Annotated in this window: 15 protein-coding genes; 9 read left to right on the top strand and 6 right to left on the bottom strand. The window is 71.9% G+C overall.

What is annotated here, in order from left to right; translation table 11 throughout:
• Nucleotides 1-10 precede the first annotated feature (10 nt).
• From KZX17_RS03435 to KZX17_RS03415, 5 genes are read right to left on the bottom strand one after another with little or no spacing between them, the layout of a single operon-like run.
• Complete coding sequence (locus KZX17_RS03435) at nucleotides 11-814, bottom strand: energy-coupling factor transporter transmembrane component T (protein ID WP_248170745.1); 804 nt, start codon at nucleotides 812-814, stop codon at nucleotides 11-13.
• On the bottom strand, nucleotides 811-2,607 hold the full coding sequence (locus tag KZX17_RS03430; protein ID WP_248170746.1) for an ABC transporter ATP-binding protein: 1,797 nt from the start codon (nucleotides 2,605-2,607) through the stop codon (nucleotides 811-813). Before KZX17_RS03430 ends, KZX17_RS03435 begins: the two co-directional genes overlap by 4 nt.
• 37 nt (nucleotides 2,608-2,644) lie before the next feature.
• Nucleotides 2,645-3,199 (bottom strand): ECF transporter S component, encoded by a 555-nt coding sequence (locus KZX17_RS03425; RefSeq protein WP_248170747.1) that lies wholly within the window; start codon nucleotides 3,197-3,199, stop codon nucleotides 2,645-2,647.
• Nucleotides 3,200-3,243: 44 nt separating this feature from the next.
• Nucleotides 3,244-4,215, bottom strand: coding sequence for a pirin family protein (locus KZX17_RS03420; RefSeq protein WP_248170748.1), 972 nt, complete (start codon nucleotides 4,213-4,215; stop codon nucleotides 3,244-3,246).
• 4 nt (nucleotides 4,216-4,219) lie between these two features.
• Nucleotides 4,220-4,534 (bottom strand): GNAT family N-acetyltransferase, encoded by a 315-nt coding sequence (locus KZX17_RS03415; RefSeq protein ID WP_248170749.1) that lies wholly within the window; start codon nucleotides 4,532-4,534, stop codon nucleotides 4,220-4,222.
• Between the two features lie 193 nt (nucleotides 4,535-4,727).
• Between KZX17_RS03415 and KZX17_RS03410 the strand changes: the two genes are divergently transcribed.
• From KZX17_RS03410 to KZX17_RS03375, 8 genes are all read left to right on the top strand, one after another.
• A complete protein-coding gene (locus tag KZX17_RS03410) occupies nucleotides 4,728-7,007 on the top strand; it encodes a carbon starvation CstA family protein (RefSeq protein WP_248170750.1) in 2,280 nt (759 codons plus the stop codon).
• Nucleotide 7,008: 1 nt separating this feature from the next.
• Nucleotides 7,009-7,221: a YbdD/YjiX family protein gene (locus tag KZX17_RS03405; protein ID WP_248170751.1), complete on the top strand. Its 213-nt coding sequence runs from the start codon at nucleotides 7,009-7,011 to the stop codon at nucleotides 7,219-7,221.
• A gap of 23 nt (nucleotides 7,222-7,244) precedes the next feature.
• Nucleotides 7,245-8,432, top strand: coding sequence for a sensor histidine kinase (locus KZX17_RS03400; RefSeq protein WP_248170752.1), 1,188 nt, complete (start codon nucleotides 7,245-7,247; stop codon nucleotides 8,430-8,432).
• Between the two features lie 4 nt (nucleotides 8,433-8,436).
• The gene (locus tag KZX17_RS03395) at nucleotides 8,437-9,147 is read left to right on the top strand and encodes a LytTR family DNA-binding domain-containing protein (RefSeq protein WP_248170753.1); all 711 of its coding nucleotides are present in this window, start codon (nucleotides 8,437-8,439) and stop codon (nucleotides 9,145-9,147) included.
• Between the two features lie 13 nt (nucleotides 9,148-9,160).
• On the top strand, nucleotides 9,161-9,529 hold the full coding sequence (locus KZX17_RS03390; RefSeq protein ID WP_248170754.1) for a heavy metal transporter: 369 nt from the start codon (nucleotides 9,161-9,163) through the stop codon (nucleotides 9,527-9,529).
• The gene (locus KZX17_RS03385; protein ID WP_248170755.1) at nucleotides 9,526-10,983 is read left to right on the top strand and encodes a cation acetate symporter; all 1,458 of its coding nucleotides are present in this window, start codon (nucleotides 9,526-9,528) and stop codon (nucleotides 10,981-10,983) included. The genes KZX17_RS03390 and KZX17_RS03385 overlap by 4 nt, the downstream gene beginning before the upstream one ends.
• Nucleotides 10,984-11,215: 232 nt before the next feature.
• The gene (locus KZX17_RS03380; protein ID WP_248170756.1) at nucleotides 11,216-13,714 is read left to right on the top strand and encodes an RNA helicase; all 2,499 of its coding nucleotides are present in this window, start codon (nucleotides 11,216-11,218) and stop codon (nucleotides 13,712-13,714) included.
• A gap of 44 nt (nucleotides 13,715-13,758) precedes the next feature.
• Nucleotides 13,759-14,295, top strand: coding sequence for a DUF1697 domain-containing protein (locus KZX17_RS03375; RefSeq protein WP_248170757.1), 537 nt, complete (start codon nucleotides 13,759-13,761; stop codon nucleotides 14,293-14,295).
• Between the two features lie 22 nt (nucleotides 14,296-14,317).
• On the opposite strand, the gene KZX17_RS03370 is transcribed toward KZX17_RS03375, so the two are convergent.
• Nucleotides 14,318-14,800: a DUF4262 domain-containing protein gene (locus KZX17_RS03370; protein WP_248170758.1), complete on the bottom strand. Its 483-nt coding sequence runs from the start codon at nucleotides 14,798-14,800 to the stop codon at nucleotides 14,318-14,320.
• 449 nt (nucleotides 14,801-15,249) lie between these two features.
• On the opposite strand from KZX17_RS03370, the gene recQ reads away from it, so the two are divergent.
• Entirely contained in the window at nucleotides 15,250-17,295 is a 2,046-nt protein-coding gene (gene recQ, locus KZX17_RS03365) for a DNA helicase RecQ (protein ID WP_248170759.1), read from the top strand.
• Nucleotides 17,296-17,308 lie beyond the last annotated feature (13 nt).

The following is a 17,308-nucleotide window of genomic DNA, read 5'->3' as shown; positions in this document are numbered from 1 at the left end:
GTGCGAGTGGTCAGAGCGACCAGGGGAACAGGGCGACGAGGATGGCGGCCGATGCGACCCAGAAGACCGCGACGAACACCGTGTCGCGAGCGCGCCACGGCACACGGTACCGCTCGGTCCGGTCGCGGTGCGCCCCGAAGGCACGGGCGTCCATCGCGAGGGCGACCCGCTCGGCGTGCCGGATCGCGCCGGCCAGCAGCGGCACGACGTACCCCCACCATCGGGCGATCGCGGCGAACGGTCCGCGCCCGCCGTGCGCCCCGCGGACGCGGTGCGCCTGTCGGATCACCTCGAGCTCGTACGCGAAGCGCGGGACGAACCGGAACGCCGCGAGCGCCGTGTAGCCGATGCGGTACGGCACCCGCAGCTGCTGCACCATCGCGCGGACGAGATCGGCCCCGGCCGTCGTGAGCCCCACGATGAGACCGAGCGCGAGGATGGCGGCGAGGCGGGCGCCGGTGGCGAGACCGACCTGCACCGCGCCGGCGTGGAGCGTCCAGTCGCCGACGGACACGATCGCCGGGGTGTCGTCCACCTGCGAGGGGTCGACCCACAGGCCGAGGGAGAGTCCGACGACGACCGCGCCGACGGGGATCGCGACGAACAGCACCGCCGCCGTCCGCCGCGTGAGCGGCGCACCGATGAGGACGAGCGCGACGGCGACCCCGAGGAAGACGAGCGGGGTGAGGAGGTCGCGGGCGAAGACGAGCGCGAGCATCGCCGGCAGCGGGCCCACCAGCTTCGCGAGCGGGTTCAGCGCGGCGAGCGCCCCGCGGGGCGGGGCGACGGCGTACGGATCGACGACGGCGGTCACGGCCTGCCCCCGGTGAGGTCCCGCAGCGCGGTCGCCCCGGCGAGATCCGGATGCCGCGTCACGCCCCGCAGCGCGGCCTGCAGCGGCGGGCGGCGCAGGCCCGTCTCGCGCAGCAGCGCCTCATCGGCGAAGACGTCGGCGGTGGCGGCATCCGCCCGCACCCGGCCATTGTGCACGACGACGACACGATGCGCGTACTCGGCGACCAGCTGCATGTCGTGGGTGACGACGACGATCGTCGTGCCCGTCGCGTGCAGGTCGCGCAGCAGGCGCAGGAGCTCGTCGGCGCGGGCGCGGTCCTGGCCGAACGTCGGCTCGTCGAGCGCGAGGATCGGGGCGCCTCCGATGAGCGCCGTCCCGACCGAGAGGCGGCGCTTCTGCCCGCCGGACAGGAGGAAGGGGTGCACGTCGGCCCTGCCCTCCAGTCCGAACCGCTCCAGCATCGCCGTGGTCTGCGCGGCGACGGCGTCGCCCTGGAGGCCACGACCGCGCAGGCCGTGCGCGAGCTCGTCGAAGACGGTGTGGGCGATGAACTGGTGCTCGGGGTTCTGGAAGACGAACCCGATGCGGCGCGAGAGGTCGCGCAGCGCGGTCCTCGCCGCGTCGACGCCGTCGATCCGCACGGTGCCGCGCGGCGGCGGGATGACGCCCGCCATGGTCTGCACGAGGGTGGTCTTGCCGGCGCCGTTCGCGCCGACGACGGCGACGAACTCACCCGCACCGATGGTCAGATCGATCTCGTGGAGGACGGTCCGCCGGCCGCGGCGGAGCGTGAGACCGCGCACCTCGATCACGGGGCGTGCCGTTCTCCGGACGGACGGGTCGTCATCGGACGCCGCAGCGGCCGGGAGCCTCGCTGATCCGGAGAACGGTACGGAGGCCGCAGGAGCCTCGGCCGCCTCCAGCGCGTCGCGCAGCTCGTCGGGCGTCAGCGGCACGCGCGGCAGGTCCCAGCCCGCCCGCCGCAGGGCGAGTGCGGCCATCGTCGAGACCGGCAGCCAGACGCCCATCGCCTCGAGGTCCTCGGCCCGCTCGCGCAGGATCTCGTCGACGCCGCCGTCGGCGACCGTCCGTCCCGTCGCGTCGAGCACGACGACGCGGTCGGTGAGTCCCACGGCGGCGTCGAGGTTGTGCTCGACGAGGAGGATCGAGCGGCCGTCGGCGACGACAGCGCGCAGGGCCTCGTAGACGTCCTCGATCCCGGCCGGATCGAGGTTGGCGGTCGGCTCGTCGAGGACCAGCAGTTCGGACCCCATCGCCAGCGCGCAGGCGATCGCAAGGCGCTGCTTACCGCCACCCGACAGGCGGTCGGGGTTCTCGGCTCGGCGTTCCCAGAGGCCCACCTGCCGCAGCGCCCGTTCCGTCCGCCGGAGGACCTCGTCGACGGGCAGGCGCAGGTTCTCGGGTCCGAACGCGACGTCGTCGAGCACCGTGCCGGTGATGAGCTGCGCGTCGGGGTCCTGGAACACCATGCCGACGTGGCCGGCGAGCGTGGCGACGGGGACGTCGACCGTCGACATGCCTCGGACCGAGACCGTGCCGGTCATCCTGGCCGGGACGGCCTGGGGGAGGAGGCCGTTCGTCGCGAGGGCCAGCGTCGACTTGCCCGACCCGCTCGGTCCGAGCAGCAGCACGACCTCGCCGGGTCGGATGTCGAAGGTGACGGATGTCGGGACCGCCGCATCCGCCCCCTCATGGACGATCGCGACGTCGCGCACGCGCAGGAGCGGCGTCGGCGTCCGGTCGTCGCGGGGCGCCTCGGCCGCCGTGGCGCCGGAGGCGGCAGAGGTCACGGTGGGTCCAAACCGATGGGGAGTGTGCCCTCTGAACTTAGCCTGCCCTAACTCCGCGTGCCACGCCGGCCTTCCGGAGGCTCTCGCCGACACCGAGCCCGACGGCCGTCCAGGCCACGGGACCGAGGAGCGAGACGATGAGGTAGGCGATCTGCGCCCAGAGCGCGAGCTTCCCGAGGTGCGCGGCGAAGAACACGACGACCGCGACGACGAGGCCGATCGCGAGCGCCGCCGCGAAGAAGCGCCACACCCCCCAGGACCGGTAGCGGGTGAGGGCGGCGACACCCTCCTGGATGGCGCCGAAGAGCAGCGCCGTGCCGAGGAACCGGCCGATCCAGGCTGGGTTGAACGCACTCGCGACGAGCGCCGCGAGGACATGGGTGGTCAGGGCGACCAGCGGCAGGCGGAACACCTGCTGGGCGATGATCCCCGGCAGCACGTGCGAGCCGAGGACGATGCCGTAGGCGAAGGGTGCCGCGGCGATCACGAGCGGCGTCACGAGCCCGGCGACGCCGCCGGCGACCCCCGTCGCGACGCCGATCGCCGCGCACACGAGCAGCACGCGCGTGGACAGGATCGGGCGGCGGGGCACGGAACCAGGCTATCGGCGCCCGCCGATGCCCCGGCCGTGCAAAATCAGGTGCGGCGGCGGCGCTTCGTCAGCCGGACGGTCGGCAGGGGCGGTGCGGGGATGCGCTCGTCGCCGTGACCGACGACGTGGCCGAAGCGGTCGGCATTCGCCTCCCATTCCTCGCGGGCGGTCACGATCTCGTCGTGGTCGCGGCCGACGAAGTTCCACCACATGACGATGTCGCTCTCGAACGGCTCCCCGCCGAGGAGGAACACCGTGACGTCCGTGGGGGCTTCGATCTCGACCTCGTCGCGCGCGAGGCCGAGGTAGAGCAGGTCGTGGTCGCCGACCTGCACCGGCTCGTCGCCCGCGTGGACGAGGGGCGATCCGTCAACGCCGACCACGGCGTGCTCCCACGCCGGGTCGAGCGGGATCCGCACACGGGACCCCGCGGGGACGAACACCTCAGCGCCGACGATGGGCGTGTACATCGTGGCCGGAGAGCGGATGCCGGCGAACTCGCCGACCACGACCACCGCCGCAGCCCCGCCGTCGAGATCGATCACCGGCAGGTCGGTGTGCCGCTCGAAGTCCGGGCCGCCGTGCCGCCGTGACTCGGGGAGCGCGACCCACAGCTGCAGCGCGTCGGTGACGGTCGGCTCGTCGCCCATCGAGTACTCGGAGTGCGCGATGCCGGCGCCGCTGGTCATGATGTTCAGCTGTCCGCGCTTGATGACGACGTCGGAGCCGAGGGTGTCGCGGTGCCGGGTCTCGCCGGCGAAGGGCCAGGTGACGGTCTGCAGGCCGATGTGCGGATGCGGCTCGACCCGCATCGTGGTGACCTGCGGGCCGAAGCGGTCGAGGAAGCACCAGGCGCCGACCATCGGCAGCTCCCGCTGCGGCAGTGCCCGATGCACCTGCATCCCACGGACGCCGCCGAGCGGCACCTCGCGCGCCGTCAGCAGCAGCGACCGCGGGCCGTCGCAGGCGGTCGGGGCGTCGACCGTCTCGGTCGGGTCGGCGTCGAGGCGGGTCATCCGCTCACTCCGCGTCGGTGGAGCGCCGGGCGACCCGCAGGCCGGGCACCTCCGTCTTCGCCAGGTAGCGGAGAACGAAGGGGCAGGTGGGGACGATCTCCTCGTCGCGAGCCGCCAGGTCGGCGAGCGCGTCGCCGACGAGCACCTTGCCGAGCCCCCGGCCCTCGAAGGCGGGGTCGATGACCGTGTGGGGGAGCACGGTGCGGCCGGATGCGTCGGCCTCGAACTCCGTGTACCCCGCGACGGTGCCCTCGACATGGATCTCGTACCGGTGCTTCTCGTCGTTGCGCGTGACCGTCGTGCCGGCGTCGTCTGCCACGGGACTCCCTCTGTCGTGTGGGTCCACCGTACGCAGAGCATCCTGCGCTCCGCCACTGGTCGGCCCCTCCCCGCGTGCCGTTCGTCGCGCCGCCGGTGCCGCTCGTCGCACGGTGCCGCCGGCGCAGGGACGACCTCGGCATCCCTCTCCGTACCGTGAGGGGCACGCAAAGACGCGCATGAAGGAGTCACCCATGTCTGCACCGTCGCGCCGTGGCAAGGACACCACGCTCGACCCGGATGCCGGGGCCCGCCCGGATCCCTCGCTTCCCCCCGTCGCCCTCACCGAGACGCAGAAGACGAAAGACGGCCGCTGGACGCCGCTGAAGATCGTCATCTGGGCGGCCATCGCCCTCGCGGGCGGCCTCGGCTGGACGATGCTCGCCATCGTCCGCGGCGAGACCGTCAACGCGATCTGGTTCGTGTTCGCGGCCGTCGCGACCTACCTCATCGGCTACCGCTTCTACTCGAAGGTCATCGAGAAGCACCTGCTGCGCCCCGACGACCGCCGCGCCACCCCCGCCGAGGTCAAGCAGGACGGCAAGGACTACGTCCCCACCGACCGACGGGTGCTCTACGGCCACCACTTCGCCGCCATCGCCGGCGCAGGTCCCCTCGTCGGGCCCGTCCTCGCGGCGCAGATGGGCTTCCTCCCCGGCACCATCTGGATCATCGTCGGCGTCGTGCTCGCGGGCGCCGTCCAGGACTACACGGTGCTCTTCTTCTCGATGCGGCGCGGCGGCCGCACGATCGGTCAGATGGCTCGGCAGGAGCTCGGCAAGATCGGCGGCACCGCCGCGATCGTCGCGTCGCTGCTGATCATGCTGATCATCGTCGCGATCCTCGCGCTCGTCGTCGTCAACGCGCTCGGCGAGAGCCCGTGGGGCGTCTTCTCGGTGTCGATGACCATCCCGATCGCCCTCTTCATGGGCCTGTACCTGCGCTACCTGCGTCCCGGCAAGGTCACCGAGGTCTCGATCATCGGCTTCGTCCTGCTCATCGGCGCGATCGTCGCCGGCGGTTGGGTCGCCGAGACGGCGTGGGGCCAGGAGTTCCTGCACCTCGACCGCAGCGTCATCGCGTGGGGCATCATCATCTACGGCTTCATCGCCGCCGTGCTCCCCGTCTGGCTGCTGCTCGCCCCGCGCGACTACCTCTCGACGTTCATGAAGATCGGCGTCATCGTGATGCTCGCCGGGGCGATCGTGCTCGTCCGCCCCGAGATCTCGGTGCCGGCGGTGACGGACTTCGCGCTCGAGGGCACCGGGCCGGTGTTCGCCGGGCCCCTCTTCCCGTTCCTGTTCGTGACGATCGCGTGCGGTGCCCTCTCGGGCTTCCACGCGCTCATCTCGTCGGGGACGACCCCGAAGCTCGTCGAGAAGGAGCGCCAGACGCGCTTCATCGGCTACGGCGGCATGATCATGGAGTCCTTCGTCGCGATCATGGCCCTCGTCGCCGCGATCTCGATCGATCAGGGCATCTACTACGCGATGAACGCATCGGCTGCGGCCACGCAGGGCACCGTGGAGGGCGCCGTCGCCTTCGTCAACTCGCTCGGCATCACCGGGGTGAACCTCACCCCCGAGGTGCTGACGAACACCGCGGCGGCGGTCGGTGAGGAGTCGATCGTCTCGCGCACCGGCGGCGCACCGACGCTCGCGCTCGGTCTCGCGCACATCATGCAGCAGGCCCTCGGGGGACCTGCGATGATGGCGTTCTGGTACCACTTCGCGATCATGTTCGAGGCGCTGTTCATCCTCACGGCGGTGGATGCCGGCACCCGCGTCGCGCGCTTCATGCTGCAGGACTCGATCGGCCACTGGGTCCCGAAGTTCCGCGACGTCTCGTGGCGTCCGGGTGTGTGGATCACGACGGCGATCATGGTCGCCGGCTGGGGAGCGATCCTCATCCTCGGCGTCACCGACCCGCTCGGCGGCATCAACACGTTCTTCCCGCTGTTCGGCATCGCCAACCAGCTGCTCGCCGCCATCGCGCTCGCCGTGGTGCTCGCGATCATCGCCAAGCGCGGGCCGTCGTTCGTGCGGTGGCTGTGGATCGTCGCCCTGCCGCTCGCGTTCGCGGCGGTCGTGACGATCACCGCCTCGGCGTACAAGATCTTCTCGCCCGACCCCAAGATCGGCTACTGGTCGAACCACTTCCTCTATCGCGACGCGCTCGCCTCGGGGAACACCGAGCTCGGCACCCCCGAGGTGATGGGCGCGGTCATCCGCAACACCTTCGTGCAGGGCACCCTGTCGATCGTGTTCGTGGTGCTCGCCATCATCGTGATCGTCGCCTCGGTGCTCGTCACGATCGCCGCGATCCGCCGCGGCGGGGGCGAGAACCACGAGGACGAGCCGACGCCGTCGCGCCGGTTCGCCCCCGCGGGCTTCATCCCCACCTCGTCCGAGCGCGGGCTCGAGAAGGAGTGGGAGCCCATCCTGGCCGACGAGCGCGCGGCGAACCGGCACTGACATGTCGACCGTCACGTATGCATGGGAGCACGTCGCCCGGGCGGGCCGCGGCATCCGGTGGTACATGAGGAACCTCATGGGCGACTCCGCCTACGAGACCTACGTGGCCCACCACCGCCGCGTCCACCCGGGGGAGGCCCCGCTCACCGAGCGGCAGTTCTGGCGCCAGAAGATGGACGACCAGGATCGCAATCCGGGCGCCCGCTGCTGCTGACGCCCGCGATCTAGGCTCGTCGCATGACCGATGCCGTCGTCCTCGCCGCCCTGCTCGGCGTGGTCGGCGGCATCGTGCTGTCGGCGCTCCTGCTGCTCGCGCGCCGGTACGCCCGCGGACCGGGCGGCCTGGGCAGCGAGGCCGAGGAGGCGACGTACCGCGCCCTCCATCAGGCGAGCCTCGCCGCCCCTCATCTGCGCGGCGGGCTCGCGACGCCCGACGTCGCCCGCGCGGCAAGGCATCTCCGCGCGGTGCTCGGCAGCACCGCCGTCGTCCTGGTCGTCGGCGAGGTCGTCGTCGCCCGCGACGGTCAGACCGAGGGGCTGGATGCCGCGGCCCGCCGCGTCGCGGCGCAGGTCGCCGAGACCGGCAAACGCCGCGTGTTCCCCCGCGCCGAGGGCGGCGACGGGCTCGAGGCGGTCGGCGCACCGATCCGGGTGGACGGTGCCGTCGCCGGCGTGCTCGTCGCCTTCGCCGCCCCGGTGCGCGCGGCGCTCGTGCGGGCGACTGGAGAGGTCGCGGACTGGTGCGCCGCGCAGGCGACGCTCGGCGAGCTCGACGCATCCCGTGCGGCCCTCGCCGAGGCGGACCTCCGGGCGCTGCGGCAGCAGATCTCGCCGCACTTCATCTACAACGCGCTCACGGCGATCGCCTCGTTCATCACGACCGATCCGCCGCGCGCACGCGAGCTGGTGCTGGAGTTCGCCGACTTCACGCGGTACTCGTTCCGGCGCCAGGGCGAGTTCACGACGCTCGCGGAGGAGCTGCGCAGCATCCACTCCTACCTCGAACTCGAGCGGGCGCGCTTCGGCGACCGTCTCACCGTGACGCTGCGGATCTCGCCCGAGACGCTGGCCACCGTCATCCCGTTCCTCTCGGTGCAGCCGCTCGTCGAGAACGCGGTGCGGCACGGACTCGAGCCGGGGGAGGGCGGCGGCACGATCCTCCTCGCATCGGAGGATGCCGCCACGCACACTGAAATCACGGTCGAGGACGACGGCGCGGGCATGGACCCGGACGAGCTGCATGCGCTCCTGACGCGCACGGGCGATGCGGGAGGCGTCGGGCTCCGGAACGTCGACACCCGGCTCCGCCAGCTCTACGGCGCCGAGGGCGGGCTCGTCGTCGAGACGAACCGCGGCGCCGGTACCCTGGTGCGGATGCGCATCCCGAAGTCGCAGCCGCATCACGATTCGGCAGGGCTGAGGTGAGGCGATGATCGACGTCCTCGTCGCCGACGACGAGCAGCCGGCGCTCGATGAACTCGCCTTCCTGCTGCGCGCCGACGAGCGGGTCGGCGAGGTGCTGACGGCGTCCTCGGGCGCCGAGGCGCTGCGCCTGCTCACTGAGCGTGCGGTCGACGCGGCCTTCCTCGACATCCACATGCCGGGGCTGTCGGGGCTCGAGCTCGCGACGGCGCTGCGCGGGCTCGCGTCGCCGCCGGCTGTGGTCTTCGTCACGGCCGACGACGCGCACGCCGTCGACGCGTTCGAGCTGCGGGCGCTGGACTACCTGCTGAAGCCCGTCCGCACCGAGCGCCTGCGCCGAGCGGTCGACCGCATCGCCGAGACCGAGCGTCCCGCCGACGCCGACGAGGTGCTGCCCGTCACCGTCGGCTCCGCCGTCCGCTTCGTCCACCGCAGCGACGTGCGCTGGGTGCGCGCCGAGGGCGACTACACCCGCCTCCACACCGACCTCGACGCCGGGCACCTCGTCCGCATCCCCATCTCGGAGCTCGAGACGAGATGGGCGGATGCCGGCTTCGTCCGCATCCATCGCTCGTATCTCGTGCGCGCGGCATCCGTCACCGAGGTCCGGCTCGCGGGAGCCGAGCCGACCGTTTGGATCGACGACGCCGCCCTGCCGGTCAGCCGGCGACTCGTGCCGCTCGTGCGCGAGGCGCTCATCGGCCGGAGCGGACCGTGAGCTGGCGCCGACCGTGACGCGCGAGCGGGTGCGGGTCACCGCCGGGTCGGGCCGCCCCGGTGCGCCGACCCGCGGGATCGCGCTGCCGGGGACGCCCGTCGACGATGTCGAGGCTGCCTACGCCCGGGCGCTGCGGCGGTCGCAGCTGCGGCTCGCGGTCGGGACGCTGCTGGGCTTCGTCGTCGTGATGCTCGCGCTCTTCGGTGCGCTCACGCTGATCCCCGAGCTCGACCAGATCGTCTGGTTCGGCGTGCCGCTGTCGTGGCTGCTGCACGCGTTCGGCTTCTACCCCGCGATCGCCGGATTCGCGCTCCTCTACGTGCGCGGAGCCAACCGCAACGAGCGCCGCTACCGCGCGCTCCGCGAGGAGGACGAGCGGTGAACGCCGTCCTCGACCTCGTCGCCGTCGCGCTCGTGGTGGGCGCGACGGCGCTCATCGGGGTCTACGGGCTGCGGGTCTCGCGCACGACGGGTGACTTCTTCGTGGCATCCCGCACCGTCAGGCCCGTCTGGAACGCGTCGGCGATCAGCGGGGAGTACCTCTCCGCGGGAACGTTCCTCGGCCTCTCGGGACTCGTGCTGCTGAGCGGCTCGGAGGGATTCTGGTTCCCGATCGGCTACGCCGCGGGGTACCTGCTCGTGCTGCTGTTCGTCGCGGCGCCGCTGCGGCGGAGCGGCGCATACACGATCCCCGATTTCATCGAGGCGCGCCTCGAATCGCGCTCGGCGCGCCGGGTCGTGAGCGCGGCGTGCCTGCTCATCGGGTGGCTGTACATCGTGCCGCAGCTGCACGGCGCGGGCATCACGCTGCAGGTGGTGGCCGACGTGCCGCCCTGGGTCGGCGCGGTCCTCGTGGCGGTGCTGGTGGCGGCCGCCGCGGCCGCGGGCGGGATGCGGGCGATCACGTACGTCCAGGCGTTCCAGTACTGGTTGAAGCTGACGGCCCTGCTCGTGCCCGCCGTGCTCATCGCCTTCGCGGTCGGCGGCGGGTCGCGCGAGCTCGACCCGCTCGTCGTCTTCCCCGCAGAGGCGGGCCCGTCGGGCCTCGACGCCTATGCCGCGGGATCGCTGCTGCTGGCCCTGCTGCTCGGCACGATGGGCCTGCCGCACGTGCTCGTGCGCTTCTACACGAGCCCGACCGGCGGGTCGGCGCGGCGGACGACCGTGCTCGTCATCGTCATGGTGAGCGTCTTCTACGCCGTCTCGAGCGTCATCGGCCTGCTCGCCCGCGTCGTCGCGCCCGACCTCGCGGTGCCGGGGGTCGCCGACACCGTCGCCCTCGTCCTGCCGTCGCGGGTCTTCCCGGGCCTGCCGGGCGAACTGCTCACCGCGCTCGTCGTGGCCGGGGCGTTCGCCGCCTTCCTGGCGACGTCGGCGGGTCTCACGGTGTCGCTCGCCGGCGTCATCAGCCAAGACGTCTTCAGCGGCTCGGTGCGCTCCTTCCGGCTGTCCGCGGTCGTGGTGGCCGTCGTGCCGCTCGGCATCGCCCTGCTGACGCAGCCGGCAGGGCTCGTCGCGTCGGTCGGCGTGGTCTTCGTGTTCGCGGCGTCCGCGCTCTCGCCCGTCCTGTTGTTGGCGATCTGGTGGGACCGGCTGACCGCGCGAGGCGCCGTCGCCGGCATGGCGACCGGCGCCGTCGCGTGCGGGCTCGCGCTGCTGGTGCACGCCGCCGTCGGCGGCGTCGGGGCCGCGGCGCCGCTGCTCGCCCAGCCCGCCGCGTGGACCATCCCGCTCGCGACCGCGGTCACCGTCGTCGTCTCGCTCACCGACCGTGCCGGCGCCCCCGTCCGCGCGGGCGCCTACCTCGCGCGGCTGCACACGCCCGGCCGGTCCTGAGTCGGGCCGGGCCGGGCCGGTCGATGGCGCGCCCGGCCGTCGTCGCCTGCGGCCAGCCCTGCCGGGTCGCCGCAGGCTGAGATCGTTCTGCTCGGCACAGTCCGGCCCGTTCTCCGGACTCACGGCCCGAAACTCCCCGTGCGACCGGCGAGAGACCGATCCATCCGGAGAACGGGTCGTCGCCCGCTCACGCCCGCACGCCGGCAGGCCGCCCGTGAGGCAGACTCGAGGGATGACCTCGACGCTCCGGGACCGCATTCCGGCGGGGTCGACCCCCGACGCCGTCTACGAGGGCTTCCTCGAATGGACGATCGAGCGCGGCATCGACCTGTACCCCGCGCAGGACGAGGCGGTCCTCGAGCTCGCGTCGGGGTCGCACGTGATCCTCGCGACGCCGACCGGCACGGGCAAGTCGCTCGTCGCGGTCGCGGCACACGCGGCATCCCTCGCCCGCGGCGGCCGCACGTACTACACGGCTCCGATCAAAGCCCTCGTCAGCGAGAAGTTCTTCGCCCTCGTCGACATCTTCGGACCGGATGCCGTGGGCATGGTCACGGGCGATTCGTCGGTGAACCCCGACGCGCCGATCATCTGCTGCACCGCCGAGATCCTGGCGAACGTCGCGCTGCGCCTGGGTCCCGAGGCGCAGGTCGACCAGGTGGTGATGGACGAGTTCCACTACTACGGCGACCCCGACCGCGGATGGGCGTGGCAGGTGCCGCTGCTGCTCCTGCCGAGCGCGCAGTTCCTGCTCATGTCGGCGACCCTCGGCGACGTGTCGGCGATCACGACCGACCTCGAGCGACGCACGGGTCGGCCGGTGGCGCACGTCGCGGGCGCCGAGCGCCCGGTCCCGCTCGACTTCTCCTACGCCCGCCGCCCCGTGCACGAAGTGCTCGAGGGGCTGCTCGAGAACGGCGAGGCCCCGGTCTACATCGTCCACTTCTCGCAGGCCGCCGCCCTCGAACGGGCGCAGGCGCTGTCGAGCGTCAAGGTCACGACCCGGGAGCAGCGCGATGCGATCGCCGAGGCCATCGGCGGCTTCCGCTTCACGACGGGGTTCGGCAAGACGCTGTCGCGGCTCGTCCGCGCCGGCATCGGGGTGCACCATGCCGGGATGCTGCCGCGCTATCGCCGGCTCGTCGAGACGCTCGCGCAGCGCGGTCTGCTCCGCGTCATCTGCGGCACCGACACCCTCGGTGTCGGCATCAACGTCCCCATTCGCACGGTGCTGATCACGGCGCTGTCGAAGTACGACGGCACGAAGATGCGCCAGCTCTCGGCGCGGGAGTTCCACCAGATCGCCGGTCGCGCGGGGCGCGCCGGATACGACACCCACGGCAGCGTCGTCGTGATGGCGCCCGAGTGGGAGATCGAGAACGCCGTCGCACTCGCGAAGGCCGGGGACGATGCCGCCAAGCGCAAGAAGATCGTCCGCAAGAAGGCGCCGACGGGGGTCGTGAACTGGGGCGAGGGCTCGTTCGAGCGCCTCGTCGCCGCCGAGCCAGAGCCGCTGTCTCCGCAGCTGAAGCTGACCGCGGCAATGCTCATCAATGTCATCGGTCGCGGCGGCGACGTCTTCGCGAACGTCCGCTCGCTGGTCTTCGACAACCACGAGCCGAAGGCGCGGCAGTACGAGCTCGCCCGCCGGGCGATCGCGCTGTTCCGGACCCTCGTGGCGGCGGACATCGTCGAGGCCGATGCCGACGGCATCCGTCTCACCGTCGACCTGCAGCCGAATTTCGCCCTCAATCAGCCGCTGTCGCCGTTCGCGCTCGCCGCGATCGAGCTGCTGTCCCCGGACGACAGCGAGACCGGCAGCGGTCACTACGCGCTCGACGTGGTGAGCGTGATCGAGTCGACGCTCGACGACCCGCGCGCGATCCTCTCGCAGCAGGAGTTCAAGGCGCGCGGCGAGGCCGTCGCGGCGATGAAGCGCGACGGCATCGAGTACGACGAGCGGATGGAGCTGCTCGAGGCGGTGACGTGGCCGAAGCCGCTCGCGGAGCTCCTAGCGCAGGCCTACGAGACGTTCGCGTCGAGTCAGCCGTGGGTGCGCGACTTCGAGCTGTCGCCGAAGTCCGTCGTCCGCGACATGTTCGAGCGGGCGATGTCGTTCGGGGAGTTCGTGTCGTTCTACCAACTGGGGCGGAGCGAGGGCCTGGTGCTGCGGTACCTGTCCGATGCCTATCGCGCGATCCGGCAGACGGTGCCGGCCGAGGCTCGCACCGACGAGCTGCTCGATCTGATCGAGTGGCTCGGCGAGCTGGTGCGACAGGTCGACTCGAGTCTCGTCGACGAGTGGAACGCGCTCGTGAACCCGGCCGACGACCCCGAGGCGCCGGTCGTGCCGCCCGCGCCGCCGTCGATCATCGCGAACCGGCGCGCATTCGTCGTGCTGGTGCGCAATGAGATGTTCCGGCGGGTGCAGCTGGCGGCGCTGCAGAACGACGATGCGCTGGTCGAATTGGATCCGGATGCCGGTTGGCCCGACGTCCTCGACCGATACTTCGACGACCACGACGAGATCCTGACCGGCGGTGCCGCGCGCAGCCCCGCGCTGTGCCTCATCGACGAGACCTCGGCGTCCGAGGGTGTCTGGCGTGTGGAGCAGATCATCGACGACCCGGCGGGCGACCACGACTGGCGTATCCGCGCGGAGGTCGACCTGGAGGCATCCGTCGACGAGGGCGCCGCGGTCGTGCGGGTGACCGAGGTCGTGCGGCTCTGAGAAGAGTCCGAGCGGCCGTCGGCGCCGCGCGGCACACTGGAGCGATGGCGACGTACCTGGCCTTCCTGCGCGCGATCAACCTCGGCCCGAAGCGCGTGTTCCCGAAGGAGGACATCCGCCGTGCCGTCGAAGGCGCGGGCTTCGAGGCCGTGCAGACGCACATCAACACCGGCAATGTGCGATTCGAGACGCGGATGCGGTCGCGGCCGAAGATCGAGCAGGTGCTCGAGAAGGCGTTCGCCGACGACCGGGGCTTCGACGTCCCGACGATCGTCTACTCCGCCGCGGAGTTCGCCGCGATCGGGCAGGACACCCGCCGCATCGACGACGAGAACCCCGGGCTGGCGCGCCATTACGTCTATCTGATGAAGGACGACCTGTCGCCCGCGCAGGTCGCTGCGGTCGAGGCGAAGGCTGACGGCAGGGGACGGATGCTGGTTCGCGGCCGAGCCGCTCATGCGCTGCTCGAGCCGGGCTACCAGGACGGGACGGTCGATCCGCTCGCGGCGGCGGCCCTGCTGGGCGTCGCGACGAACCGGAACGCGAACGTCGTACGGACCCTTGCGGAGAAGTGGTGCTGATGGGTGGCGCGTCGGAGCGGGATCACGCACGCCACCTGCCCGGGCGAGGCTGAACCCATCCGGGATTCGCGTACCCGTCCTCGTCCGGGAATCGTCCGCCCTTGTCGTCGTACGTGAGCTGGAGCAGGGGCACGGAAGACCCAGGCGCGCGGCGGTAGTGATCGTTCGCGCTGTAGGCGATATCGCCCGGGTTCGGAACCTGCTCGACGCGGACACGATGCGGCCACTCCTCTCCGAATCCGATGATCTGGCCAGGACGAAGCTCCTCGCCGGCGATGACCCGTTTCGCGACCGTGTTGAGGACCGCGGCGGCGGTCCCGGGGGAGACCCCGACGATTGCGATCTCCGGGCGCCCGGACCCGAAGAGTCCCACCGTGTAGGCGAAAGGAGCCGCACTCTCTAGCATCCCGCCCACATATTGAATGAACACCCCGTGATCGCGGATAACCGCGGCGGTATACGCCGACTCCTCGTCGAGCCACGCGGCGAGCCGTGTTCGATCCATGACAAACTCCCTCTCATTCGTATCTATCTTCGAATGTAAGGCAGGGTCCCGACATCTCCGAGAGTCTCGTCGCGGCTCGCATGCCGTCATCGCGGGGACCCGCCGCACGAGCGGAGCTCTGCGCTTGGGCGGGTCGACGAAGGCACAAACGACCGCTCGAATGCTGATCCCCGCTCGCACCCGCGGTGCAGGCGCTCGGCCGGCCCCTCACGCGTCGGCCACATCCTCACGCCAAGGCCGAGCCCCGCGCTGAGACCGTCGAGACGGCACCTGCGCATCGAGACTGCACCTGCGCGTCGAGACTGCACTCCTACGCCGCATCCTCGGTGCGCGGGTGCAGTCTCGCGGGCCGGGGGCAGCCTTCTCCACAGCCCCAACCGGCCGGCCGCAACCCCGCCCCGCACCGACACCGGCAGCCGGTGTCGGCACCCGCGGCTATCGTTGAGCGGGTGAGTGACGGCGGCTGGCAGAACGACCCGTACGCCGACCTCTCGTGGGATCCCGACGACCTCGTCCCGCCCGAGGACTTCGACTCGCCGCCCCCGCCCGACCCGCGGTACGACGACTACGCGGCATCCGTCGCACGCGCCACGCGCGGTGCACCCGTGAGCCCCGCGACCCGCCCGCGCAGCGCGCAGGCGGCGCCCGCGTCGGTCCTGCGGCTCGAGCGTCGCGACCACGTCGGCGACGATCCGGTGAAGGTCCTCACCGAGGTCTTCGGCTACCCGGCGTTCCGCGGCGATCAGGCCGACATCGTCTCGCACGTCATCGCCGGCGGCGATGCGGTCGTCCTCATGCCGACCGGCGGCGGCAAGTCGATCACCTACCAGGTGCCGGCGCTCGTGCGTCCCGGCACCGGCCTCGTCGTCAGCCCTCTCATCGCGCTCATGCACGACCAGGTCGATGCGCTCATCGCCAACGGCGTCCGCGCCGCGTTCCTGAACTCCACGCAGACCCCGGCCGAGCGCGCCGGCGTCGAGCAGGCACTCCTCGACGGCGAACTCGACCTCATCTACGTCGCGCCCGAGCGGCTGTCCGTCCCCGCGACCACCGCGCTCCTGCAGCGTGCACAGCTCAGCGTCATCGCGATCGACGAGGCGCACTGCGTCTCGCAGTGGGGCCACGACTTCCGTCCCGACTATCTCGCGCTCGGGGACCTCGCCGAGCGCTTCCCGGGCGTCCCGCGCATGGCGCTCACCGCCACGGCGACGCGCGCGACGCACACCGAGCTCACCGAGCGCCTCCACCTGCCCGATGCCCGCCACTTCGTCGCCAGCTTCGATCGCCCGAACATCCAGTACCGCATCGAGCCCAAGGTCGACATGCGGCGCCAGCTCGTGCAGTTCGTGCGGTCGCAGCCCGAGGGCTCCGCAGGCATCGTCTATGCGCTGAGCCGCAAGTCGGTCGAGCAGACGGCCGAGTACCTGCGCACGCAGGGCGTCGACGCCCTCGCGTATCACGCGGGGTTGGATGCCTCGATCCGCGCCCGGCACCAGTCCCGCTTCCTGCGCGAAGACGGCGTCGTCATGGTCGCCACGATCGCGTTCGGCATGGGCATCGACAAGCCCGACGTCCGCTTCGTCGCCCACATCGACCTGCCGAAGTCGGTCGAGGGCTACTACCAGGAGACCGGCCGCGCCGGCCGCGACGGCGAGCCCGCGGTCGCATGGATGGCCTACGGCCTCGGCGATGTCGTCCAGCAGCGCCGCCTCATCGACCAGTCGCCCGGCGATCGCACCTACAAGATGCGTCTGGGGCAGCACCTCGACGCGATGCTCGCCCTCTGCGAGACGGTCTCGTGCCGCCGGCAGAACCTGCTCGGCTACTTCGGTCAGTCGTCGGATGCCTGTGGCAACTGCGACACCTGCCTCACCCAGCCCGACACGTGGGACGGCCTGGTCGCGGCGCAGAAGCTCCTCTCGACGATCGTTCGCCTGCAGCGCGAGCGCAACCAGGCCTTCGGCGCCGGGCACCTCATCGACATCCTCCGCGGCGGATCGACCGAGCGCATCCGTCAGCAGGGGCACGACAAGCTCTCGACCTACGGCATCGGGAACGACCTGTCCGAGCAGGACTGGCGCTCGGTCGTCAGGCAGCTCCTGGCCCGCGGCATCCTCGTCGCGCAGGGGGAGTACGGCGTGCTGGCCGTCGGCGACGCGGGCATGCCGGTGCTCCGCGGCGAGGAAGCGGTGCCCCTGCGGCGCGACGTCCTCGGCCGCACCGGCGGGGGATCGACCCGTGCGAAGAAGTCGTCGACAGCGGACTCGCTGCCCGAGGGCGACCGCGACCTCTTCGAGGCGCTCCGCGCGTGGCGCGCCGAGCAGGCGCGCGAGCAGGGAGTCCCCGCCTACATCGTCTTCGGCGACGCAACCCTCCGCGCCCTCGCCGAGCACCGCCCGACGTCGGTCGCCGACCTCGACGGCATCACCGGGATCGGTGCGAAGAAGCGCGAGGCCTACGGCGAGGCCGTCGTGGCCGTCATCGCGAACGCCTGAGCGCGGGCGAACG

It is taken from the genome of Microbacterium sp. EYE_78 (assembly GCF_023149035.1).
Lineage (GTDB): Bacteria > Actinomycetota > Actinomycetes > Actinomycetales > Microbacteriaceae > Microbacterium.
The sequence above is the reverse complement of the archived record's forward strand: the minus strand, read 5'-3'. Positions and strand labels throughout refer to the sequence as shown.